The organism is Faecalicatena faecalis (genome assembly GCF_012524165.2).
Taxonomy (GTDB): Bacteria; Bacillota; Clostridia; order Lachnospirales; family Lachnospiraceae; genus Faecalicatena_A; species Faecalicatena_A faecalis.
Map to the genome: position 1 here is coordinate 1 of NZ_JABACJ020000023.1, position 22,638 is coordinate 22,638.

General features: G+C 41.5%; 22 protein-coding genes and 3 pseudogenes. 4 read left to right on the top strand and 21 right to left on the bottom strand.

Going from position 1 to position 22,638, the window contains the following annotated elements:
* Positions 1-122: 122 nt before the first annotated feature.
* Complete coding sequence (locus tag HGO97_RS18485) at positions 123-482, bottom strand: MmcQ/YjbR family DNA-binding protein (RefSeq protein WP_004452794.1); 360 nt, start codon at positions 480-482, stop codon at positions 123-125.
* Positions 483-741: 259 nt separating this feature from the next.
* Between HGO97_RS18485 and HGO97_RS18490 the strand changes: the two genes are divergently transcribed.
* Together HGO97_RS18490 and HGO97_RS18495 are read left to right on the top strand one after the other, a co-directional pair.
* A complete protein-coding gene (locus HGO97_RS18490) occupies positions 742-1,065 on the top strand; it encodes a MobC family plasmid mobilization relaxosome protein (protein ID WP_117761217.1) in 324 nt (107 codons plus the stop codon).
* Positions 1,032-2,411: a relaxase/mobilization nuclease domain-containing protein gene (locus HGO97_RS18495; protein ID WP_216244414.1), complete on the top strand. Its 1,380-nt coding sequence runs from the start codon at positions 1,032-1,034 to the stop codon at positions 2,409-2,411. Before HGO97_RS18490 ends, HGO97_RS18495 begins: the two co-directional genes overlap by 34 nt.
* A 16-nt stretch (positions 2,412-2,427) precedes the next feature.
* Here HGO97_RS18495 and HGO97_RS23880 read toward each other — a convergent pair whose 3' ends face one another.
* Both HGO97_RS23880 and HGO97_RS18505 read right to left on the bottom strand, forming a co-directional pair.
* Positions 2,428-2,946, bottom strand: coding sequence for a hypothetical protein (locus HGO97_RS23880; protein ID WP_246597581.1), 519 nt, complete (start codon positions 2,944-2,946; stop codon positions 2,428-2,430).
* A 10-nt stretch (positions 2,947-2,956) separates the two neighbouring features.
* The gene (locus HGO97_RS18505; protein ID WP_216244438.1) at positions 2,957-3,415 is read right to left on the bottom strand and encodes a YaiI/YqxD family protein; all 459 of its coding nucleotides are present in this window, start codon (positions 3,413-3,415) and stop codon (positions 2,957-2,959) included.
* Between HGO97_RS18505 and HGO97_RS24455 the strand changes: the two are divergent.
* Positions 3,405-3,560: pseudogene (locus tag HGO97_RS24455) on the top strand (ISNCY family transposase); the annotation flags it as partial. The gene HGO97_RS18505 and the pseudogene HGO97_RS24455 sit on opposite strands and share 11 nt — an antisense overlap.
* A 151-nt stretch (positions 3,561-3,711) precedes the next feature.
* Here HGO97_RS24455 and HGO97_RS18510 read toward each other — a convergent pair.
* The 3 genes and pseudogenes from HGO97_RS18510 to HGO97_RS18520 form a co-directional block, all read right to left on the bottom strand.
* Positions 3,712-4,041 (bottom strand): annotated as a pseudogene (locus HGO97_RS18510) (MobA/MobL family protein); the annotation flags it as partial.
* 238 nt (positions 4,042-4,279) lie between these two features.
* On the bottom strand, positions 4,280-5,758 hold the full coding sequence (locus tag HGO97_RS18515) for an NHL repeat-containing protein (RefSeq protein WP_216244415.1): 1,479 nt from the start codon (positions 5,756-5,758) through the stop codon (positions 4,280-4,282).
* A 40-nt stretch (positions 5,759-5,798) separates the two neighbouring features.
* Positions 5,799-6,539: a hypothetical protein gene (locus HGO97_RS18520; protein WP_216244416.1), complete on the bottom strand. Its 741-nt coding sequence runs from the start codon at positions 6,537-6,539 to the stop codon at positions 5,799-5,801.
* A gap of 77 nt (positions 6,540-6,616) precedes the next feature.
* Here HGO97_RS18520 and HGO97_RS24565 point away from each other — a divergent pair.
* Positions 6,617-6,982: pseudogene (locus HGO97_RS24565) on the top strand (ISNCY family transposase); the annotation flags it as partial.
* A 117-nt stretch (positions 6,983-7,099) separates the two neighbouring features.
* Here HGO97_RS24565 and HGO97_RS18530 read toward each other — a convergent pair.
* The 15 genes from HGO97_RS18530 to HGO97_RS18595 all read right to left on the bottom strand — a co-directional run bounded on the left by HGO97_RS18530 (position 7,100) and on the right by HGO97_RS18595 (position 22,587).
* Positions 7,100-7,915 (bottom strand): TPM domain-containing protein, encoded by an 816-nt coding sequence (locus tag HGO97_RS18530; protein ID WP_117891090.1) that lies wholly within the window; start codon positions 7,913-7,915, stop codon positions 7,100-7,102.
* Between the two features lie 11 nt (positions 7,916-7,926).
* Positions 7,927-9,021: a hypothetical protein gene (locus HGO97_RS18535; protein ID WP_216244418.1), complete on the bottom strand. Its 1,095-nt coding sequence runs from the start codon at positions 9,019-9,021 to the stop codon at positions 7,927-7,929.
* A gap of 15 nt (positions 9,022-9,036) precedes the next feature.
* Entirely contained in the window at positions 9,037-9,798 is a 762-nt protein-coding gene (locus tag HGO97_RS18540; protein ID WP_216244419.1) for a hypothetical protein, read from the bottom strand.
* A gap of 53 nt (positions 9,799-9,851) precedes the next feature.
* Entirely contained in the window at positions 9,852-11,159 is a 1,308-nt protein-coding gene (locus HGO97_RS18545; RefSeq protein ID WP_117891087.1) for a zinc ribbon domain-containing protein, read from the bottom strand.
* Between the two features lie 37 nt (positions 11,160-11,196).
* Positions 11,197-11,652 carry a hypothetical protein gene (locus tag HGO97_RS18550; RefSeq protein WP_117891086.1) on the bottom strand — a complete coding sequence of 152 codons (456 nt, stop codon included), beginning with the start codon at positions 11,650-11,652 and terminating at the stop codon, positions 11,197-11,199.
* Positions 11,653-11,682: 30 nt separating this feature from the next.
* Positions 11,683-12,276 carry a hypothetical protein gene (locus HGO97_RS18555; protein ID WP_117891085.1) on the bottom strand — a complete coding sequence of 198 codons (594 nt, stop codon included), beginning with the start codon at positions 12,274-12,276 and terminating at the stop codon, positions 11,683-11,685.
* Positions 12,277-12,297: 21 nt separating this feature from the next.
* Positions 12,298-12,780, bottom strand: coding sequence for a DUF3592 domain-containing protein (locus HGO97_RS18560; RefSeq protein WP_117891084.1), 483 nt, complete (start codon positions 12,778-12,780; stop codon positions 12,298-12,300).
* A gap of 23 nt (positions 12,781-12,803) precedes the next feature.
* Positions 12,804-14,267 carry an SPFH domain-containing protein gene (locus HGO97_RS18565; RefSeq protein WP_117891083.1) on the bottom strand — a complete coding sequence of 488 codons (1,464 nt, stop codon included), beginning with the start codon at positions 14,265-14,267 and terminating at the stop codon, positions 12,804-12,806.
* A gap of 77 nt (positions 14,268-14,344) precedes the next feature.
* Positions 14,345-15,250, bottom strand: a complete 906-nt coding sequence (locus tag HGO97_RS18570; RefSeq protein WP_216244420.1) for a hypothetical protein — start codon at positions 15,248-15,250, stop codon at positions 14,345-14,347.
* A gap of 53 nt (positions 15,251-15,303) precedes the next feature.
* Positions 15,304-15,687, bottom strand: a complete 384-nt coding sequence (locus HGO97_RS18575) for a hypothetical protein (RefSeq protein ID WP_216244421.1) — start codon at positions 15,685-15,687, stop codon at positions 15,304-15,306.
* 255 nt (positions 15,688-15,942) lie between these two features.
* On the bottom strand, positions 15,943-16,584 hold the full coding sequence (locus tag HGO97_RS24290; protein ID WP_287840947.1) for a response regulator transcription factor: 642 nt from the start codon (positions 16,582-16,584) through the stop codon (positions 15,943-15,945).
* A gap of 24 nt (positions 16,585-16,608) precedes the next feature.
* On the bottom strand, positions 16,609-17,553 hold the full coding sequence (locus tag HGO97_RS18585) for a PAS domain-containing sensor histidine kinase (protein ID WP_216244422.1): 945 nt from the start codon (positions 17,551-17,553) through the stop codon (positions 16,609-16,611).
* Positions 17,546-19,144 carry a histidine kinase N-terminal 7TM domain-containing protein gene (locus HGO97_RS18590; RefSeq protein ID WP_246597583.1) on the bottom strand — a complete coding sequence of 533 codons (1,599 nt, stop codon included), beginning with the start codon at positions 19,142-19,144 and terminating at the stop codon, positions 17,546-17,548. The genes HGO97_RS18585 and HGO97_RS18590 overlap by 8 nt, the downstream gene beginning before the upstream one ends.
* Positions 19,145-19,635: 491 nt before the next feature.
* Entirely contained in the window at positions 19,636-19,758 is a 123-nt protein-coding gene (locus HGO97_RS24085) for a hypothetical protein (protein WP_281419978.1), read from the bottom strand.
* A gap of 75 nt (positions 19,759-19,833) precedes the next feature.
* The gene (locus HGO97_RS18595; protein ID WP_216244423.1) at positions 19,834-22,587 is read right to left on the bottom strand and encodes a YodL domain-containing protein; all 2,754 of its coding nucleotides are present in this window, start codon (positions 22,585-22,587) and stop codon (positions 19,834-19,836) included.
* Positions 22,588-22,638: the final 51 nt, after the last annotated feature.

Consider the following 22,638-nt stretch of genomic DNA (forward strand, 5'->3'; position numbering starts at 1 on the left):
GCAGGGAGGGTCTCTGGAACCCTTTCTTTTTATACTTCATTGACAGTATAATGGTCATTTCAGAGACAATCAAGTGTAGCATAAGATTGCTAATTTATTCGGGCAATAACACCTTGTCATCATCACTTTTTCCCATCAATCAAATCGTAACTCATATCCAGAAAATCCAATATCTTTGATTCCCCTACTGTTCCATCCAACAAAATCGTAATCCAATGCTGCTTATTCATGTGATAGCCCGGCAGAAAACCATAGGTCTGGATAATCATTCCTGTCATTTCCGGATCACATTTAACATCTATAATTTCCACGGTACCGTCTCCATTCAAACCAAGTTTGGATTTTTCGGCATTCATGATCACCGCATACCATTTTCCATTTTGGTGGCGAAGTACTGCACTATCTGGAGAACTGCTCCACAAATATTCCGGTATTGTTCCATACTGCTTCTTTACATATTCAAAGATTTCTTCTCTATCCACAATCTATTCACACCCTTGGATGTTCTCGTATCTTGACAATAATCATACCACATTTTCATGATCTGCACTACCTGTTCAGTTTCTCAAATTCTTTTGCATTTTTCTTTTCTCTCTGAATTTATCTATTAGAGGGTATAACAGCAAGGACAGGAAGTGAGGATACACTTCCGGGAAATCCCAATTTAGTGAACCCTGCCCTAAATTGAAAAAACGCTGAAAGCAACGATACTACTGTCCTCTCAGAAAGGAGAACCCGCCAATGGCTGAAAGAAAGAGAAACAAAGAAATCCATTTCTATGTCACCGAAGAAGAACGAAAGTTAATCCGCAGGAAGATGATAGAATCAAAGACAAAAAACATGGGAGCTTATCTGCGCAAAATGGCAATCGACGGTTACATCGTCAACACAGATACCACTCCACTGAAGAAACAGTATGAGGAAATGCACAAGATTGGTGTAAATATCAACCAGATTGCAAAAAAGGTAAATACCACCGGAGATCTATATCCGGAAGAAATGCAAGAATTGAAAGAGATGGTAAAAGAAATATGGCATATCTTAAAATCTTCCCCATTAAAGTAACAGACAAGAAAGCTCTAGACTATATTACAAATCCAGATAAGACAGATGAAAAACTGTTAGTTTCCAGTTTTGGCTGTTCCTCGGAAACTGCAGATCTTGAATTTTCTATGACAAGAGAAATGGCAAAAAAGAATGGAATGGACAAGGGTGATAACCTGGCATTTCATCTGATCCAGTCATTTAAGCCTGGAGAAGTTGATGCCGAAAATGCCCATCGCTTAGGGCAGCAATTTGCTGACGAAGTACTGAAAGGAAAATATGAATATGTGATCAGTACCCATGTTGACAAAAATCATATCCATAACCACATCATCTTCAACGCTGCAAGCTTTGTTGATCATCACAAGTATGTTTCCAATAAGCGGAGCTACCATAAAATCTGCCGGATCAGTAATCGCATTTGCCATGAAAACGGACTTGCCACCAGTATGCCAACCGGAGAAAAAGGTAAAAGCTATAAAGAGAATATGGAATATCATCGTGGCACCAGTTGGAAAGCCAAGCTACGTGTTGCAGTTGATAAGGCAATCTGGTCTTCCATCAACTATGAGGAATTTCTACAGAAAATGCAGTTAGCCGGATATGAAATCCGCCAAGGAAAGCACCTGTCATTCCGTGCACCGGAACAGCAGAACTTCACTTATATGAAATCTCTCGGAAGCTATTATTCCGAAGAAAATGTTCGCATCCGTCTGGCTAAAAATCGTAGCAAAGTAAAAACTCCAAGACATCTGTCCAGAGAAGCTCGCTTGTATATCAATATCTCCACTTATGTCACAACTGGAAATCGAGAGGGATTTGAACGATGGGCAAAGCTCAATAATCTAAAAGAGGCAGCCCGCACCTTCAACTATCTTTCCGAAAATAACCTGCTGAATTATGAAGATTTCCAGCAGCATGTTTCTGACATTGAAGCTTCTGTTAAAGCGGCTGATCAGAGAATAACACAAGTCAACAATAATCTGAGCAGACAGAAAGTCATTCAGAAACACTGTGATTCTTACCGGCTCTGCCGTAAAGTGATTGAAGATTGCAAATCTGCAAAAAATCCAAAAGCATACCGCAGTAAGCATCAGGCAGAATACCAACTCCACGATTCACTAAAAAAAGAGCTTCAGGATCTCGGTGTCACCAAAATCCCAAGCTCTAATAAAATCCAGAAGCGAATTGAAAATCTTGAATGTGAACAGACTGCTACTGTCCGGGAAAAACAGGAATTACAGAAAAAGCAGAATACACTGGAGATCATTCAGCAGAATTTCACTGCACTCCTCGATGCTCCAGAGATCAGTTCTGACTTACTTCCGGCAAAACGGGAACCTGTTTCAGTCACAAGAGATAAATAAAAATTGCACTGACAACTCAATTATTCTCTTCCAAATCTTCCCAAGGTTTCAGACCCATTTCCTCCCGGGTGACACCATACGGTGCACCTCCGGAGGTATAACCAGCAATAAAGAAAAATCTGTCATCTTGCAAGATTTCTTTTTTAGCCAGATTATCTCTTGTTTCTTTTTTCCGTCTTGCTCGCCTCTGCTGCTTCTTTTGTTTCGCAACAGCTGCTTTTTCTTCCGGCGTTTTCTTATGTTTTTTTGCCATAAGTGTTTCCAGTGTAATCCCACTCTGAATGTCTCTCAGGATACGTTCTTCATAACTCTTTTCACGCTTTTCCATAATTTTATAAAATTCTTCATATTCCGTTTTAGGAGCAAGCGATTGAACTGCTGTAAACAACCTTTTGCATATATCATTCACTTCAGCATCAACCGGCATTCGCTGATTCTCAAGATAAAACTTCAAGTACATTTTGTATATTTTATCTGCTATTGCACTCTTCTGTTTTTGTTTTAAGTCTTTATAGCTTCTGTTGTTCCTCTGCATCTATAATTCCTCATCTGACATCTTTCTCACGTGCCATCAAAAGCATTTTTTCAAAAGATTGAGCGAATCTTTCATCATCTTCCTCCGTCCGCTTCTTCGGTCCCTTGATATGACATTTACGGGAACTTCTTCTGGCTTTTTTATTCAGGTGACGTTCCATTAGCATCTGATCAATATTATCATTCGTGTACCATTTACCTGATTGATGAATAGCATAAGCACCTTTTCCCAATGCCATTGCAGCTACACCGTAGTCCTGTGATACGACAATATCTCCTTTATGGCAGATACTGATCAGTTTATAATCTACTGCATCTGCTCCTGCACCGACAACAACAACTTCGCTATAAGCTGATGACAGAACATGATTCGTATCACACAACAACGTTACCGGAACACTATTTTCTTTTGCGATTTTTTCAATGATTGCAACTACAGGGCAGGCATCTGCATCAACAAATATTTGCATCTTTGCCGGACGAAAAACACAAAACGAAAAAACGCTCCATGCAGATTTGATCCTTGCAGGTATCACACAACTTATTACCGTTGTTCTTGCAGACAAAATTCATCATCATGAATATATTCGCAGTTTGAAACCACTCATTGCTTAGGCTTACCAGCTTAATTAAATCAGAGGTTTATTTAAGTGCGCCCCAAAGTATAAATTAGTCACTCCCCATGTTTAAGTTATATCCCAAATGTAAAGCTCTTTCTTTTTGTGTTCTAAACACAAATAAATCTAACGAGTTTCGCAATTACCTAAATAATACTGCATACTGCCCGAAGATTTCCCTGTTCATCTAAAATCTCTTTCTTCGTGCGTCTGTGCTTGCCCTGCTCATCATAAAACATATTTCTGGTAGCAATTTTCACTTCTGGATGTTCCAGCATTTTCCGTTCGCTGAATACGAGATGAATATGGTAATTGGTCATTTTCTTGTTATGGTGAAGTGCCGCACTGCATTCCACATCGTACCTTTTATGAAAGCTGTCCGTGAAAAGCCTTACCACATCATCTGCCTTGTACTCAACAAAACTTTCCGGAAGTGCAATGATAAACTCCCGTCCTTCAATACACTTCCCAGCTGTTCCGCTTGTATTCAGTGTTATCGTATGGATTATGGCATGGACCAAAAAAGCACTCGATAAAAAGGAGGGGATCCTGATGTTGATCCTCTATGCCATTTATGTTGTATATATCTGTATACGATAAATATGAAAATTGATTCACTGATGTGATAAAATTCTACCTTTATATTGGAAACAGGAAACAGAAAAATCACTTGCCGGCAGATAAATTTCTGCCGGCAAGCGATTTTTATTTTTTCAATTAAAATCCTGTCAATCTGAAAAACATCAATTCATTTGCTGATCCATCGTCTCGTTCCTGTGTCAGCATAATTAACAGAGAGCCGTCATCTAAAAGCTGCATATCTTCCAGCCATGGATAACTGACACCAAATATGTCCTCTGTAGAAATTGCACCTACGTGCGTTCCATCTTTTGCCCAAAATTGTATTTCGCGCATATTTCCATCTGCAGCCACAAAACCATTTTCTGTTTCCGCCATGCCCGTAATGGAACCGAGCTTGTCCGGAGAACTGATATCTTCTCCACCTAATTTCAAAAGCTGATTACCATCATAATCATAAACAACAATTTTTGTGCCTTCATCTTCCGCAGCCATGGATCCGGCAACCATAATATGACTATTCGTGATCTGTACGTCATCTATCATGGAAAACAGTCCCTTGCGTTCTTCATCGTTATTTAATCCGGTCAGTATCCACGGTTCTGCCGTCAGGTTACCGCCTTGATTCGCAATCTTCTGAGTATCACTGTTCACCCAGAAACTGATTCCCCATTCTCCGGATGGATGCATATTCAGATCTCCGTCTACTGTTGTCTGAAGTGCTTTTTTCCCATCTTTTACGCCAATTACATCTCCGATTCCCGGTGAAAGATATAACATTCCACTGCTGTCCCCAGACAAATATTCAAAATCATCGTCTAATTCCATCGAAGAAACGAATTCAAGTCCACTTTCTGAATATTCATAAGTATCCAGTTTATTCTCCAGCAGATGGAATACCTGATTGCCCTGTTTTACAAACTGATGATCCATAATCTGCATAACGCCCTGTGCTTCTTTAAATGGGATATATTCCGGAACGATTGTATAAGAACCTACCATCTGCTCTGCCAATATAGGTTCAAGAGGCTCTCCCTCCCATGGCCATGGTGCGTCTTTATTTCCTTCATCCTCTAATTTCAGCACAATTCCTTCCAGCAATTCTTTGTCAGAATCATCTATTTCCTGTCCTTTTACTCTGATATCATAGGATGTGCCAGACTGTTCATAACGATACATATACGTTTTTTCTATGGAATTACTTTCCGGCATTGCTGTATATTCTGCATTTCCTATTGTTACAGTGTCCATTTTCCCTTCAGCATATGCCTCTAAATCCACTCCAAAGGCAATTAAACTCTTTCGATATGTATATGAATCCTCCTTGGTCGCTTCTATAGAAATAACATTCTCGGATCCATCTGCTGTATCTCCATCAAAAAATCTAACGTAAGAATATTCTTCATCTTTCTTCATATTCTCTTTATCGTAGTTCCATGCCTTTGGATAATACACTGTAAATAAACTTAATTTAAGACTTTCTCTGTCTTTAAATTCTGTTTCTTCCTGCTCTGCTTTTTCCGATTTTTTCTTCTCCGGATTCTTTTTTTGTCCACATGCCGCTATCATCATCATACATATCATGATACACAGCACACACCACAGTTTCTTTTTCATGGCGTCTTCCCTCCTTTCATGATTTCCACATCCTTTTCAGTTATTCACTGTCACTTTTTACACAGTGGAATGTGTAGTAGTCATCATCATCACTGTAGTCTACTTTCAAAGTATCATCGTCATTTATCATCACTATAAGAGATGGATTTTCTGATTCAATCGAACAATATCCCAGTGCAACTGACCATGGGAAAGTCCCAATCTCCTCCCCTTTATAAATAACTGTTACATTACGGTCACTTTTGAAATCAAGACGCAGTGCATCATTGATGTTGTCTACTCCTTCCATAGAAGTCTGAGGTCCGTCTCCTAAAAGTTCTTCCACACTTTCTGCAGCCCACTCACCTATGACTGCATTTTCCTCCTCTGTCAGATAGAGTGCCGGATCCATTGCATCCGTTCCATCCTTTGCAAAAATCACCTTTACTCCCATCTCGAGCATATTATCAAAAGAAATAATATCTTTTCCGATGATTCCCACCATTTCTTCTCCTTCGATGCTCAAGATAAACTGATCATCTTCGACAGACCATTTTCCATTCCCTGTAGTGTCTCCAGCTGAAAAGGAAACTTTTCCGCCATTTTTCACTTCAAATTCAAAATCTCCTCCGAAAACTTCATCTATACTGACGGACATTCCCATCATCTGAGCGGACACCGCTACCCATTTCCCTTCATACGGGTTCTTTTCTCCTGATTTCCCGGAGCCTCCACAACCAGTCAATACTATCATACTGATGATAAGCACTAGTCCAAATAACAAATTCAACTTTTTTCTCATAATCTTCTCTCCTTTCAATTACTTATTATCTAGGCGTTTGCGAAACGCCACAAGCCGCATAAATACTGCATTTTTTGTTACTAAAAATGAAATATGTCTATAACAAATCCACGCAAAAGACCCATCGCAAATGCATGTGTGAATCTCCATGTACTACATCCTCATGCGGAAGAATGATTCACATATATCCAGAAAAGGATCTGCGTGCTTACCCGGGTGTCCTTCGAGGTACCGAAGAATGGGAAAATACTTATAAAATCAGGACTGCGGTTGAACGTGACATCAATCACCTCAAAGAGCATTTATGTCTTGCCGGACGAAAAACACAAAACGAAAAAACGCTCCATGCAGATTTGATCCTTGCAGGTATCACACAACTTATTACCGTTGTTCTTGCAGACAAAATTCATCATCATGAATATATTCGCAGTTTGAAACCACTCGCGTCCCATTGCTTCTGGTGTCATATACATAGAAAGCGGGTTTCCCAGAGCAAAATATATCATAGCAAACAAAAACAGATACTAGAAATCATACCAAAAGCATCTGTCACCCCCTTCCTAGAATTTCGTACCTCCACCACCATGCGTTCTACCAGAAGATGATGTGTGGGTGCTGCTGCCTGAAGAACTCTTTTCTTTTGCAGTCTTTGTTACCGTATGGTACAAGAACAAATCTCTGCTTTCTGTGACATTCATACTTCCATCTTTCACATAATTTCCTGCTGCCGCCTGGAAGCGAACGGTCTTCAACTGTGCCTTCATTCTTCCAACAATAATGAATGCCAAAATCACACCAACACCAATGGAAATAAAGATCCAATAGAATGGTAATGCATCTTTTGGAAGTGTCCTTGCTGTATACGGGCTTCCATTTCGTGCCTGTGTAATAAAATCATCACAAAGTTCAGCAAATGTCATACATGCGGAAAAATAATCCTGCGATTTCAGATCATCCATCATCTGTTTTGGAATATACTTAATGCCCGCATCGGTAAAAGCAGTGATACCATAACCGCAGGTTGATATATAAACATCGTTATCTTCTGTACTGATCAATAACAGCACACCATCTTTATCCGCTCCATATCCATATTCGCAGTAGTCATACATGTCATCTGCAAATTCCTCAACTGTTAATCCTTCGAGTGTATCCGTTGTCATGACGATTACGTCCATCTTCTGTCGGATACTGATTTCATCCAGGACATCGAGCAATTCGCTTTCCTCGCTGTCAGTCATAAGATCGGCCTGATCCTGCACCCGGTAATATTCATCCGCAAAGCCTTCGGAATCCTCTGCATATGCCGGAATTGTCATACCAAGACAAAGGATGAGGATAAGTAAAAACGATATCATTTTCATTTTCTTTTTCATTCCGTCACCCCCTAAAATAGTCCAATAAAGTGCAGAAGTGTCGCCGCACCATAGGTTACTGCTGTGAATGCTACTGCTAGAATTGCAGTCCAGCGAGTTGCTGCTGCTTTATCTACCGGCAGATCTCCGACGAATTTTCCGGTCTGTCCATTCATTGCAAATGTGTATTTGTTTCCATTCCATGTCGTATTCAAAAGCCATACTGGATATAATGCATACTTCGCTTTTCCATTATGAAACTGTACACTACTATTTTCTGCTGTGACACTGTTATATCCCTGAACGGTTTCAGCAAAAGCCTCCTCAGTCGAGCGCTTTACACGTGCATTCGCCCGTTCGATACTCTCTTCCGCTGTCACATCATATTTATCTGCCAAATATCCGGCAAGGTAAGCAGTCTGGAAATCCACTGCTTCCGCACAGTTGTATGGTTCAATGGATTCCATCAGATCATCCGCCATTTTAGACGAACCGTCTACGGGAACATTTTCAAAGCCAACGTTACCGCCTCTATGTACCATAAAGTAGCTGGTTTCCGTATAATCGTAATCACTGTCACTCCATACACGGATCTTGGTTGCCCGGTAACGCACATTGGCATCTACATCGGTATCAAAAAGCCAGAATGGAACATAGACTCCTTTGATCTCATCAATATGATTCTGATCCTTGAAGATCTTCGGCAAAAGACGCTTTCCGGTTAAATGCTTCATCAATCCTTCTTTTGCCGCTTTTTTGTCCAACTTAAACGGTATTACCAAATCCGGCTTTAATGCTCCTGAGAACTGTCCCATCATGACAATCGGATTGTCACAGAATGGACAAGAGGTCGCTGCCATATTGGCATCTCCCACAATCTCTCCTCCACAAGACTTACATACATAAGTACGTAATCCTTCGGTTTCACCTTCCTGCCATTCTCCACCGGCATTGGTTTCCCACTCCATACTATCTGTCTGTTCTTCCTGTAGTTCGTCGTCATACCCCTTCAGTGCATCCATTTCGAACTCGGTGTCACAATATGGACACTTCATCTTCTGAATCGTACTGTCAAATGCTATTGCGCCACCACAACAAGGACATTTATATTCCTGCAAGGTTGCCATGAAAACCCTCCTCTCTTACTGAGCCTGTCGGTCAAATTCTGCAAGCGCTTCATCCGCTCTCCGGATCCACTCTGTACGGTCGCCATAGATTGCTGCATCCAAAGAGTTCATTGCCTGCTCTGCCTTTTCTGCCATATCTGCATCTCCTCGTACCGCAGCATTGAATCCAACAGAAATATCTTTCACTGCATCCATCTGTTTCTTCCAGTTATTCATTGCATTGCCCAGTGTTTTCTGGATTCCAAACAGACTATCAAAATATTTTTTCAGTTTTTCAAAATCCAGACAATTATTCATCGGAAGCAATACATCATAAAGTCCCGGAGTATTAATAAATGCAAGATGTGCTACTTCTTTTTTCTCTGTCTTATCGCCATTTCTTACTTCTTCTTTTTCGAATTCATAAGCACGCAGATCTGCAATCCGATATACACAGGCTCTGGTACTCTTTCCGAATATCCAGAATTTATAATCCACCTGGGTAAATGCCACCAAACCGATATCCTCTGCTACGTAAAGATGCACACCGAATCGTTTCAGTTTCTGCGCCTTATTCTTTGTTTTCAGACGAGGTTCAAAGAAGTACTCCCAAAGCTTTGTTCCACGTTCTACCTGTTCCAAATGTGACTGAACACTTGGAAGATTTGCATGCACATAGTCAAATGCTTTCATACCCTTACTTCTACAATTCTTTCGGCAAATGCAATTTCCATCTGCCAGTTTCTGAGTCTGGATTAAGTTAATTTCTGCTCCACAGATTGCACATTTGTTTGCCATAATTCATTCTCCTTTCAACCAATACCGGAATCCCGGTTATCTTCTTTTCTCGTTTATGATTCTCCTGTTGCTTTCACGACCCATTTGGCATTGTCTACCTGGAAGCTATAACCACAGAAGGAACAACAATTGTGTTCATCTGGTATGAAATTGGCTCCACAGGATGGGCAATCTTTTTCCTTGAAAAATGCTCCGTCCGTCTTCCTTCTTTCTGGATATCTCGCCCTCTGCAAAACGAGTGTCGTTTTTGTTTTCTTTGTATACGGTTTTCCGCTCTCAGGCAGGTAGGTTTCACTTCCATATGCCGTAGCGGTAATTTCTGTTGTTTTGTCTGTATTTACAACATTTTTAAGTATGATCGATCCGATTCCATAATCCATCAGATCGGGCTTGTTTACATCTTTATAAAGTGCCTCATTGATGCAGGATCTCAGATAATTTTCCGAGTATCTTACGATTTCCTTTGGCAGCTTTTCCTGTTTTTCTTCCTTGGATTGGATAATTTTCGCAATTCCCAGAAGTATAAGCAGTGTAGCAATTACACCTATGGTAAGAGAAATATCCGTGTCTTTAATCAGGTAAAGGCATAAGGTCAGACACAGGAACATGATGCCCGAGTAAGCTAGCAATAACAATCCATATTGCATGTTCGCACCCATTTTCTCATAAATTTCGAATGCCTCTGTCTGCCAGTCGTAGAATTCACTTTGTATCACACCGCCACAATATGGACAGATGACTTGCTGACTGCTCAGTTCCACCTCAGCTCCACAGGATGGACAGAGGATCGTCCCTTTATCGGAATAAAATTCCTTGTTCTTACCCTGACGGTCAGAATGACGGATATGCCTTGACTGAAGAATCCGAAGGTAACTGTTTTTCCGATAGATCTGATGCACTGTCTTACCAGCTTGAGGAGAAATAAGACGTTCCAAAGAACTACATTGCAGGATAGACTCCCTCCACTCCCGTCCGTCATCATTCCATCTTTTGAAATTATTTTTTGGAAGTGGTACAACGTCCGTCACCTGGATATCTCGGCAAAGCTTACGCTTTCCCAGCAGTTCCACCTGATGAACCATCTTTCTGCGAAATGTAAGATCCATTCTCTTTGGAAGATAACCCTTATCTGCTTTTCCAAGTGGAAGTAATACATTTTCAAAGGAATCCTTGATGTCCTTCTGAAGCCTTGCCCCTTGCAACGGTGTTTCACGCTTTGCAAGAATTCTTTTCATTTTTGCTTTTTTCAAATTCTTTGGCATAAACTGTTCAAAGTCTATGTCAATGATTTTCTCAGCAATGGCAAACGCACAGATTATGGTAGCTGCAAACGCAAACAGCATCGCCTCTGACAATCCCATATTTATCCCTCCTCATCTATCATTCTATCTGGTTGACCTATTGTTCCTTCTCTTTGCTCTTACCAAATATTTCATAGATCAGGAATATGGAGATAATGATTCCCGCCGGGATCATCATAACGGAGGTAATGTTATCACCTATATCGCCTGTGTAAAGCTTGTATTCTCCATTCAAAGCCCGGTAAGCCTTCTCTGTCACTTCATCCCCCCGGGATATATCTCTGGAAAATACATCTTTTCCTGTATAAGTTTTTCCATCCACTTCAAAGGACAGAATTGCGTGATACTTTACAACTTCATCGCCCTTTTCATCGGTCTTAACACTTATCTGATAATCTTTTACAACGGCGGTTACCTGACGAACATCGGAAGATAGTTTATATTCTATACTGAAAAAAATATGAGTAATTCCATATACAACAAGCCCAATCGAACCAATCAGTAAGAATACACATATCACCTTATTTTGTGCTTTATCTGAAAGTACCTTCACGCAACCCCCTCCTTCCTATCTTTTCTTTTACTACTTTGTTTCTTCCTCGGAATCCTCTAACGTTACCTTAAAAGAACTCAGGAAATGCATAAAATCCTCACTGTCAACAAATTCCTTCACATCTAAATCTTCACACTCGAGACCCTTTGTGAAATTTACTTTCACTGCATAAACCATATTTTTATCAGATGGTTCCGTAAGCACTAATCGGATCTCACACTCACGAATGGAATCCTCTTTTCCCCAGCTTCTAAATACCTTAGAGCCTTTGTAATCCCCAATCGTGATATGTTCGAAACCACTGTGATCTTCTCCGTAGTCCTCAGCCTCACGTACCACTGTAGAACTTTTCGAATTCTCATGGAACAATACAATATCAATCGACGTATCATTTTCTTGATTTGCTAGTGTTAAACTGCTTGTATCTGACGTTTTTTCCTGATAGCCTAACTCCTTGGCAATTTCAAAGCTGATACTTGCTTCATCCTTTTCCTTCGTATAAGTATCTACTTCTTTCTTATATCCGTCTCCCTTTTTCCCGTCATCCTTTGAGCCACATGCACAAAGTCCAACAAGCATAGCAGCAATCAGAAGTACCGATAATTTTCTATATTTTTTCATCATTTCCCCTCTCCCTTCCAATACTTACAATCTTCTCCCCTCTTTTTCTTCCCGGTGATACTTGATAAGATCTTTACTTTGTGCGACAAAACCAATGAGACCTAGCGGAATCATTGCAGCAAATGCAAGAAAGTAAAACGGAGTTGGCCCTGGTTCCAATTTGTATCTTCCCTTTGAATCCCGGTAAACTACAATCCGCACAGTATCTCCTTCTCTTTTTTTCTCAGAGTAAGTTTTAAAATCGTCATATGTTGTTCCATCGATTTCATAAGTAAAGCTTACCTTATATTCTTCTTTTCGATTTCCGTTATCGTCTTTTTCATTCGTTTGAGCACAATTGTAAACGAGTGCATCAATTGTTCGGACATCGGTGGAATTCTTATACTCCCAGCTTACTTTCTTCGTATATATCATGCCACCGATTCCGGCAATAATAATGATAATACTTAAAATCAAAGCACCGATTGTGGCCTTATGCTCCTCTCTTTCTGATGGTAGTCTATACATAACACTCCCTCCTCTCTCTCGAATTACTGTCTGTCGTTTTCGTCAAAGAGGTCGCCACATTCTGGGCAGAATTTTGGTGGGTGTGCTGGATCTTCCGGTTCCCATCCACATTTATCACAACGATAAAGCGGTGCACCTTCCGGTTTCTTGGAACCGCAATTCTGACAGAACTTACCCTTATTTACAGTACCACAAGAACAGGTCCATCCATCTTCCTCTACTGGTTTCGGTGATCCACATTCTGGACAGAACTTTCCGGTCGCTGTAGCACCACATTTACACTTCCATGCACCTGGCGCCGGCTGAGGTTCTGGCTTCTTTGATCCACAATTCGGACAGAAGTTTCCATTTACCACTGCACCGCAAGTACATTTCCATCCATCTGCTGCCGGGGCTGCCTGAGCCGCCTGCTGCGCTGCCATCTGCTGCTGTGCTGCCTGCTGCGCTGCCATTTGCTGTGCCTGCTGCTCCTGCTGTTGCTGTCCCATAGCAAATAAATTCTGTGCGTTCATACCGCCACCTTGATTCATTGCCATACCCATGCCCATGAAGCCAGTCATAGCACCAGCCTGATTGCCTGCTGCTGTCTTCATTGCATCTGCCTGTGCACCAACCAGTGTTGCTGCCGCCATAGTAGGATCACGCATAATTGCTGTACGCTGTGCCTGTTTAATGAGTTCTGCATCTTCATCCGGAAGAGTTACAGAGCCAAGTGCAATACTTACAACCTGTAATCCTCGAAGTGCGCCCCATTTTTCTGAAAGTGCAGTATTCATTGCATTTTCAAGATCGGTATTATGAGTTACGATCTGGTTTGGGCGAAGTTCCAATTCAGACAAATGTCCAAATGCAGGCTGCAAAGCGGAGATAAACTCTGTTTTAAGAGTCGCGTCTAATTCCTCACGTGAATATTCCTGTTCTACGTTTCCGCAAACATTGGAGTAGAATAACAGCGGATCGGCAATTTTGTAAGAATATACACCAGAACAACGAATAGATACATCAATATCAAGTCCAATCTTCGAATCTACTACGCGGAATGGAACCGGATTCGGTGTACCAAAACGGTTCTCCAGAATTTCCTTTGTATTGAAATAGTAAACTCTCTGGTCTTTTCCAGTATCTCCACCATAAGTAAAACGTTTTCCTACAGTCTTGAATGTCTCTTTGATACTTTCGCCAAGATTTCCCGCAAAAATAGATGGTTCACTTGATGTGTCGTAAGTGAATTCACCTGGCTCAGCGCAGACTTCTACGACCTTCCCCTGTTCCACGATGATCATACACTGTCCATCTGCTACGGCAATACCTGAACCGTTTGAAATAATATTGTCATTCCCTTTTGTGTTTGAAGAACGTCCCGTAACACGTTTCTGCCCTTTAGTAACAAGTACCTCCTTTGGCATAGATTCACAGTAAAAAAACTCTTTCCATTGATCAGCGAGAGTGCCACCGACAGCACCCATACCTGCTTTAATAAGTCCCATAATAATTGCTCCTTTCCTAATAAATGATCCTCTCTATGTTGTCCGGTTTCTACCGGCAGATCACAAAAAATAATACTTTAATATATGATATTCCATGCATCCCCCATGACATCATAAGCGTAAACCTGATTATCACAGACACCATAAAGCTGTTCCTGTACAAACTGCTCGTCACTATCAGTTCCCAGTGCGAACAGCATACAACATCCTCCATCGATCTCGTCTGTATCACCTATATACATAAGGCTCATGCCTTGTTCCAGTCCTTGCCTGACCTCATCGATCTCCTGCAGGATTTCTAACGCAATCTCTATCGATTGACCATCTGAGAAATCCTCATATTCGGTAAAATCATAAACACCTTCCAGCTCTGTCAAATGCCCATCTTTCAAAGAAATCGACGGGCGGAATTCCATAGCGCTACCACCATCCGTAACAGAAATCAGTACATTGGAATAAATCTCGCTGAAGTTACAGCGTAGTACAAGAACTTCTCCCGGCTTTCCTTGAAACAACGGGGTGCTTTTCTCATCTATGTATTCCCCTTCTTCTGTTATTTCAGAAGCATATATCGTAATCCTTCCCTTATCATTCGGCGGTACGATTGCATACAGTTCCTGACCCTCTGTCATAAAATAAGCCACATCGGACAAGAATGGATAGGTCTCTATGAATGCATTTGCCTCCAGATAAATGGATAAATCTGTCATACTCAGTTCACTGTCTACATATCCCAGGAGAGCCACTCCCGCTCCACAACTGTTCTGCCCAATCTGCTTTTGCAATATCGAAAGTTCCGATGCTTCCGCTTCTGCCTTATCGTCATCTGCTATTTTATTATCACCTGGTATCGTAACAAGCTGACCATTCTGATGCTTGCTGCCATCTGGATCTGAATTCGTTTTCCTTGTTTTCAGTCCACATCCACACACGAAACTGACAAGCAGTAACATCACACCTAATCGTAACGGGAACTGTTTCATATCCTCTTTCTCCTTGTAAATACGTTTTCCTTGCCTCAAATAAATTGGCCTTCTTACATCGCATAAATCTGATCCATCAGATATTCGGCAGTCATCGATCCGTAGAAAAACTGGTCGATAAGGCCATTTTTCTTTGCATCCCGAATGTCCTTTGCTACCTGTTTTTCAGTATTAGAATCTACGATAAGGGCAATTTTACAACCGGGACACACTGCCTTTACCTTATCCCGGAGCTTCAGCCTCTCACTGAGTTTCCAAGGAGTATAACTGGTTACTTCCATCATAAGCACATACGGTTTGTACACTTGACATAATTCCAAGGTATCTTTTGGAGACTCTGTACGGATCACATCAATATCATAGTCCGAACTTCTGAAGGCAGTCGCTACGGAGTCGGCAAACAGAAAATTCTGCATATCCACCACTATTTTTCGCATCGAACATCCCCCTTTCTTTAGCGATATATCCGATGTGTGTGTGACATCTTATTTCTTGGTATTATTTTAGCAATGAAATACGGTTTTGTCTGTCCTCAAAAGTGTGGACAAATTTATTAATGCGCCTAAAATTTACAGAATTTTCCAACATTTCCACATGCTAGACAAGGCACTACCCTGTAGCAAATGTTCTGAATCGTCAAAAAAAGACACTAACCTATGTTAATGCCTTTTTGTCATTATATGTAGTTTACTTCATTTTTTTGTATCAAACTGATTACCAGGCACAACCAGACGCTTACTGACTGCTGCCACCATCAGACGATTGCGGTTCGGATATCCGGTCTTCTCCAGCATACGGTTAATATACGTCCGCACAGATGATTCTGCCACATGAAGACTGGCTGCGATCTCTGCATTCGTCTTGCCCTCACACAACAAACGCAGGGTTTCCATCTCTTGATCCGACAAATTACAAGAAAGCACATTTCCAAGCTGTACCGTTGGCACACTGTCTGGCCAAAACTGCTTGCCCTGAAGGGTACCTTCGATCACGTCAATCAGATCACTGGAAGGAGAATCCTTGTACCAGAAACTGTCCGCTCCTATTCTTCTTGCCCGGTCTAAGAAGCGTCCTTCTAACATTGAGGTGACCATCACAATTTTAATCCGAGGGTAGAACTTCTTGATTTCTTCTGCTGCTGTCAGGCCATCGGAGTCATTTTCCGTGCAAATATCCATCAAAATCAAATCGATATGCCCCTCACTACATCGAGCAAGTGCTGCATCTGCACGCGTTAATACACCTGCCACTTCACATTCACCACTTTTTTCCACACTAGAACACAAATACATACGGACAAGTGCCTGATCCTCAACAATTAGTATCTTTTTCACAGCTCTTCATCCCCTTTCTAAGAGCTAATTCTTTGGTATATCTATTATCAAAGAAAACTTTGGCAAACTCTGTACATTCATCGTACCTCCCGCTGCCTCTATCCGATGACGCAAATTGGTAAGACCTCCGCCTTCCATAATCGTTTGCTCCGGCTGCTTGCCATTATTCCCTATCATCACCGTATAATTATCTGCATTGTTCCAAATATTTATCTCAAGTTCCGTTGCCTGTGCATACTGGATTGCATTATTCAGGCAGACTTGCATCGCAACATACATCAAATCTGCCGCACTTCCCTTAGGCTCTTCTCCCTTCATCTGTACCATCACACCACTACTCTTTGCATCGTGAAACAGTTTTTCCTTTGCGGACAAAAGAGCCGCTTCCCGAAAGGCAATACTTTTTTCCCATTCCTGAAGCACCATTCCTGCATCCACCTCACCTAGATCTCCGGCAAGATACTGCTTTGTTACCGTAATGCTGGCAGCCAGACTATCGTGCATCGCAGATTTTGCAGCCAAAAGTTCCTTCTCCTTGGCAACCGCCTCAACATTTTCAGAAAGTTCACGAAGCTTCTTTGCATCTTCGTCAAGCTTCCTATTATCATCTGCAAGCTGCACCAGTGCCCGATGTAATTCTGTAATATCAGCAGCTGTAAGCTGGGTATAGACTTCTCCATACCGGTCTGTTACTTTCGTCCATTCAAATTGCCATACCGTCTTATCCGGGAAACGATACGTATCCTCCATATCCGAAAGCCTTACCACGCCATCCGGTGGTGAGGCAAGCGCAATCTTCACCTCACCAAGATATTGCATATCACTTTGGAACAGATATTGACTCAGACGATACATCTGCCGATTGCAAAGCACAATTCCTCCAAGATTGTCAAAGAAGCATACTGCTGTCGGAAGCTGATCAAAGCTTTCTTTAATTGCATTCACTCGGAGCTTTTTCCATTTACCCATTGTCCCCGCCTCCAATCTGTGTTCGAATAAGCCATAACCCTTCCTCCATACAGGCTGTCACTTTCGAGGATACCACCTCCAAAAGATCACCCTCACATTCCACAGAAAGGTTCATCTCCGTATCGGACAAAGAAAGAAAAAGCGAATGTAAACCACCTCTCGTCATTCCCACTACATCTTTCACCAGTTCCAGCAGACGAGCGACTTCTGATGTACGCATCGCCCTTGTTGTGAGATATGCTACCCCACATTCTGTTCCTCCTGCATTTAACGCACGCACAGCTTCATCAAAAGTCAGACGAATCTCCTGTTGTGGCAGCATCTCGTATTCCTTGCCAAGGAAATACAGATTCGCACTTCGCTTAATATATGTACCAATCAGCATGATTTCCTTCATATAAGCCCGTAGTTCATCTGCATCAGCATCCTTACACAATGCAAGTAATTCACATATCCGGTCGGTCTGTTTTCCATGCTTTGCTTCCAGCTCATCATAAATACGATTCTTCTCAGCCAGCTCATGTAACTGCTTCTCTATCAAATAAGCATCGTGCAGTTTCTTTTTATTTTCTTCCATTTTGACCTTATTGGCATTCAAGTGGCTGCGAAGTTCTGTCAATTGACGGATATTATCCCCCCAGACAGTATAACCAATCTTGATTGGCGCTGAAGAAATACGCATTCCCTCTGGACTGATGATCGTTTGTCCATCCTGCGGACAGACCATGTCCTCTCTTGCCGTCTTAGAGCGGAGCAGCACGCGACCATTCTGGTCAACAATACAGGACACCAGTGTCGTTGCCTGAAATAACCCGACATACCCAGTATTGGACTGTATCATCCTGCAATGGATACAGCTTTCATAAATCGATGCATACAACAGACAAAACATAGCATTCATATCGCCAAACATAAAACGTACCTTTGGGAAATCCACCAGATACAGCAATCCGTACAATAACATGACACAGCCTAGGATAAATGGCATCATTCGCTTTCTGCCAATTTCCGGAACACGACTTTGCCGTAATAAATGAATGATGGTAAACAACATGCAAACAACCATCCATCCCAGACACGCAAAATATAGCAGGCGATGAGAATATACCTTGTTATCAGGCACTCCCGGAATCCCGCTTTTGAAGACAAATACCCGTTGATGCAGGTCATTTGTAATCACTGCCAGAAATAACAGCGCAGGAATCACTGCCAGTATCTGACTCTTCGCAGGCAGCCGGTAAGACTCAGGCTTCCCCATATACATAGCAACATACACCCCAAGGAGCGGAATAAACAGCATGGGAAGGTAATACAGATACCACAGATAACGCGCTACCGTCAGATTAGTAACGATCTCATATTTAAATGTCCGAAAAATCATCCATATCAGTATCAAGGCTGCCATCAGACGCAGACAATGCAATACTGGCTTCTGAATGATACGCTGATCCAGGGAATATCCCCACAGGACAAACAACAACAGATATAATGCAGCACGTACATAACTTGGATTGCTTCCGCCAATGTCATACATAGCAAGAAACCGGCAAGCATATGCTACTGCAATAATCCCAAAAACAAGAATCCTCATGCATAATTGTCTGGTGTTTCGTTTCACGTAATGAAGCCCTCGCTTTCTCTTGGACTCTCAGTTCCAAGTTCTCTTCTTATTCCAATCTCTTCGGAATACCTCGCTCTTCCTGCTGCAAGATACGCATCATACAACACATGACACCTTTCTACTGTGCATCTGAAGCAATCTCGTATCTAAAATAATTATAATATACCCCACTTTTTTCCGCAACGCATTCACAACAATTCATGATTTTCAAACCAGTGGACAATCTTGTAAGGCATGGTGCTAGGAAAATCAAATCCCTGTTTTTACAATAGGATACTGGATGCGCAGATTATGAAATACTGGAAGCTCTTGTGAAACAGACGGATTTATGCTATAATTTAATTTGAAAAGGTATGCCCAATCCTACTGATATCAATGTCATGGAGGGAGCTAAAGCAGTCAGGGAAAATGGCTGTATTAAAACACAAAAAGGACGCAGGATTACTCCCACGCCCAAATTACTATCTGGCTTTATCTGTCCTTACCATTGGCACTTCTTTCGCTGCTTCAACCTTCATATCTGCACCGCCTCTTGCTTCAAATGCATCCGCATTGTACTGATACTCATATGCTTCAGCAACCATTGGAGCATACACAATCTCTGCGTTGACTTTCTTTCCACCTTATTCCTCGTGCTCTCCTTATGCTTTTTGTTGGCTTTACATTACGCCCCGATCAGCTCCTCTCTCCGGCTTATCTTTTCCCTGTTTTTCTTGAATTTTCCTCTTATTGATTTCCAGTCTTTCATGAATGGAAGGCTTCTTTGCTTTCGCAGCCACCTTCTTATCTTCTGTCCACATAATCAAAGCCTCTTTCCCAGCAGTCTTCGTATTTTTCACTTTCGTCTCTGCGGTTGCTCTTTCTCTTCCTGTCAAAACGTCTTGTTTTTCTGCAATCTGCTGTTCTCTCCGCTCCTGCACACCTTTTTCTTCTAGACTACAAAAGCTCTGCAAATACGGCAATACATGATTCTGCATATCTGTCAGATCTTCCATATACTTCTGATACTCTTCATTACCTTTTCCTTGCTGATAACTGATCCAGCTTTCATCTGTCAATTTCATTTCATTCTGCATCTTTAACTGACTGATGATACCGCCGTTTCCGGTGCCAATATCTATCTTACCTTGAAAATGATGCAGCATCTTGTCACCCTTCTCAGCATAATATACTGTAAAAAACATCTGTGCTGTCGTTTTTGGTTCGTTGGTGTTTAGATCACGTTCAGCATACCAGACTTTGTCCTGTTCTACGGTTTTGGAATCCAAATCAGATAACTTCTGGCATCTTGGATTCCCCAGCTCACTTTTCTCACAATAATTCACATACACCATCGGTTCCATATCTTTTGGAAGTTCCGGTTCATAGGCTTTCAGTCTTTCCATCAATACACCTGCACGCACAGAATGATCGCATTCCTCGTCTACGATATCCTTCAGATACGAAATATAGGAATGAATATTCCCGCTTCGCAAATCCAGCATTACTTCCTGTACCGTATTTTCTCCCGTCTCCACATTATCTCGATACTCATACGGATCAAAAGCTTCTGCAATCTCATCCAGTGCCTCTGCTAACTGTTCTGTGGTCATCTTCTCTGGATACATTGCTTCTCGAACATCCCGCATCGGAACGTACTTATAGTCAGGTAATGCTTCATGAATTTTCTCAATTCCTTCCCTTACTAGTGCAAATTCTCCATAAAATCGAACATCGTCCATCAGATTTCCAAGTACTGTATTTCCTTTTACAATTGCAAATTCAGCGTCATCGTAGTAACTGTCTTCCGGATCACGATAAATAATTCCCATTGAGCATCCAAGATAGGCAGTTTCTGGATTCTCTCTATATTTTTCATAGACTGCAGCTATCTGATTAACATCGGTACTTTTTTCATAAGCCCCCATATCGTGAAACTCATCGCATTCTGTGGCGAAATATTCCAGATACGGTTCTTTCTTCGGTGGCATATTATTAAGGATGTTATCAATCATGTTGTAATTTGCCTCTTCCAGTTCCTCTACCTTTGCCAGTGGTTTATATTCGCCCTGGCTTTTCTGAATCTCTGCCATTACAATCTCATCCATTTCTTCTACTTTTTCCATCAACTGATCATAATCCCCACGGATGCGTTCTCCAGTCCAGTCTTCGTCTTCCAAAAGTTCTTCCGCCGCTTCTTCAATAGAAATTTCATCATTCTCATAAACGCCACCATCCATCAAGCGGAAATCTTCATCATAAAAGGAATAATCATATCCTTCTTCTGTTATCTGAATAGCAAAGTAACGTTCTCCTACCTCATATGCCAGTTCACTAAGAACCTGTTCTTCCAGATTCAGGAAAGAATCCAGCTGTTCAAAACTGATACTGTCTACAAAATGAGCGGTTACTTTTTCCCCGTCATTCAGAACTACGATATCACTGACAGACAGGGAATGTCCACGGAAGTCTTCCGGTCTGTCAATGTTGAACTTTTCAAAAATATCATCCAGTGACATATTTCCTGATAATTCACCAACATAGACCAGCTTATAATCTTCTTTTTTTATCTGCATACCATGACTTTCAATAAAACTCATATTCATAAATGCATAGTTTTCTCCCGGTGAATCATCCCGGATCTGATAAATTCCAAATGTCCTTCTTGTTCCTAACAACAGGTTTGCTTCTTTCAAAGATTGAATCTGTGGATATTTCTGCATTTCCCATTCCAGGTTACGAAAACGCTCCCGTTCTGCCATGGACATCTGATAATGCTCCGGTCCTCGTTCAATTTCCATGCGTTCTGTGACATACATCGGTGATGAAAAATTAGTGATCAGATAGATATCTGCTCCAGCATCGTATAATTTCAATGCTTCTTCCTGGTCAATGACACCCATAGGCTCCTGAAATGCTCCAAAATCTTCATCGGCATAATCCAGATTCTGATCCCTTATCCGTTCCCACATCTGTAATTCCATGCCAAACAGACCTTCATGCGCCTGTATCATTTCTTTACTTGCATACTCTCCCTTGCCGCCATCGCTGCCCAGGCAATAAATCTTAGAACCCATTCTGTGATAATCCAAAGCTGCTTCTTTTCTGAGCGGTACCATATCCTCTGCTGTATATCCATAATCACGTAATTCCAGCTTGCCTATGGTTGGATCTGGTAAGTCCTGAATATCCATTTTTGCATCATCCAGAAGTTCCTCTACTTTATCTTCATCTGCCTGATTGATTGCATCTGTCAGATTTCTTACCAACGTCCTTACTTTCTCTTCCTCGCCAATCAGATTTGCATATTCAAAAATCTGTTCCTTTACATCCGCTGGAATCTCTATTTCCATGTGTTCTGCACGGTCTATCTGTTCCTGCGTATATTCCTGCATTTTCTGCGTTTCTTTTCCTGTTATCATATTTCTAGCCATTCAAATTCCTCCTGTGTTCTAAAAAATGGCATAACCGGCAGAACCTTCTTC

Excerpts from the sequence above, each read along its gene's own strand:
- HGO97_RS18490 (WP_117761217.1), top strand. The coding sequence starts at position 742 with ATGGCTGAAAGAAAGAGAAACAAAGAAATCCATTTCTATGTCACCGAA.
- HGO97_RS18495 (WP_216244414.1), top strand. The coding sequence starts at position 1,032 with ATGGCATATCTTAAAATCTTCCCCATTAAAGTAACAGACAAGAAAGCT.
- HGO97_RS23880 (WP_246597581.1), bottom strand. The coding sequence starts at position 2,946 with ATGCAGAGGAACAACAGAAGCTATAAAGACTTAAAACAAAAACAGAAG.
- HGO97_RS18505 (WP_216244438.1), bottom strand. The coding sequence starts at position 3,415 with ATGCAAATATTTGTTGATGCAGATGCCTGCCCTGTAGTTGCAATCATT.
- HGO97_RS18515 (WP_216244415.1), bottom strand. The coding sequence starts at position 5,758 with ATGAAAAAGAAACTGTGGTGTGTGCTGTGTATCATGATATGTATGATG.
- HGO97_RS18520 (WP_216244416.1), bottom strand. The coding sequence starts at position 6,539 with ATGAGAAAAAAGTTGAATTTGTTATTTGGACTAGTGCTTATCATCAGT.
- HGO97_RS18530 (WP_117891090.1), bottom strand. The coding sequence starts at position 7,915 with ATGAAAAAGAAAATGAAAATGATATCGTTTTTACTTATCCTCATCCTT.
- HGO97_RS18535 (WP_216244418.1), bottom strand. The coding sequence starts at position 9,021 with ATGGCAACCTTGCAGGAATATAAATGTCCTTGTTGTGGTGGCGCAATA.
- HGO97_RS18540 (WP_216244419.1), bottom strand. The coding sequence starts at position 9,798 with ATGGCAAACAAATGTGCAATCTGTGGAGCAGAAATTAACTTAATCCAG.
- HGO97_RS18545 (WP_117891087.1), bottom strand. The coding sequence starts at position 11,159 with ATGGGATTGTCAGAGGCGATGCTGTTTGCGTTTGCAGCTACCATAATC.
- HGO97_RS18555 (WP_117891085.1), bottom strand. The coding sequence starts at position 12,276 with ATGATGAAAAAATATAGAAAATTATCGGTACTTCTGATTGCTGCTATG.
- HGO97_RS18560 (WP_117891084.1), bottom strand. The coding sequence starts at position 12,780 with ATGTATAGACTACCATCAGAAAGAGAGGAGCATAAGGCCACAATCGGT.
- HGO97_RS18565 (WP_117891083.1), bottom strand. The coding sequence starts at position 14,267 with ATGGGACTTATTAAAGCAGGTATGGGTGCTGTCGGTGGCACTCTCGCT.
- HGO97_RS18570 (WP_216244420.1), bottom strand. The coding sequence starts at position 15,250 with ATGAAACAGTTCCCGTTACGATTAGGTGTGATGTTACTGCTTGTCAGT.
- HGO97_RS18575 (WP_216244421.1), bottom strand. The coding sequence starts at position 15,687 with ATGCGAAAAATAGTGGTGGATATGCAGAATTTTCTGTTTGCCGACTCC.
- HGO97_RS18585 (WP_216244422.1), bottom strand. The coding sequence starts at position 17,553 with ATGGGTAAATGGAAAAAGCTCCGAGTGAATGCAATTAAAGAAAGCTTT.
- HGO97_RS18590 (WP_246597583.1), bottom strand. The coding sequence starts at position 19,144 with ATGAGGATTCTTGTTTTTGGGATTATTGCAGTAGCATATGCTTGCCGG.
- HGO97_RS24085 (WP_281419978.1), bottom strand. The coding sequence starts at position 19,758 with ATGGTTGCTGAAGCATATGAGTATCAGTACAATGCGGATGCATTTGAA.
- HGO97_RS18595 (WP_216244423.1), bottom strand. The coding sequence starts at position 22,587 with ATGGCTAGAAATATGATAACAGGAAAAGAAACGCAGAAAATGCAGGAA.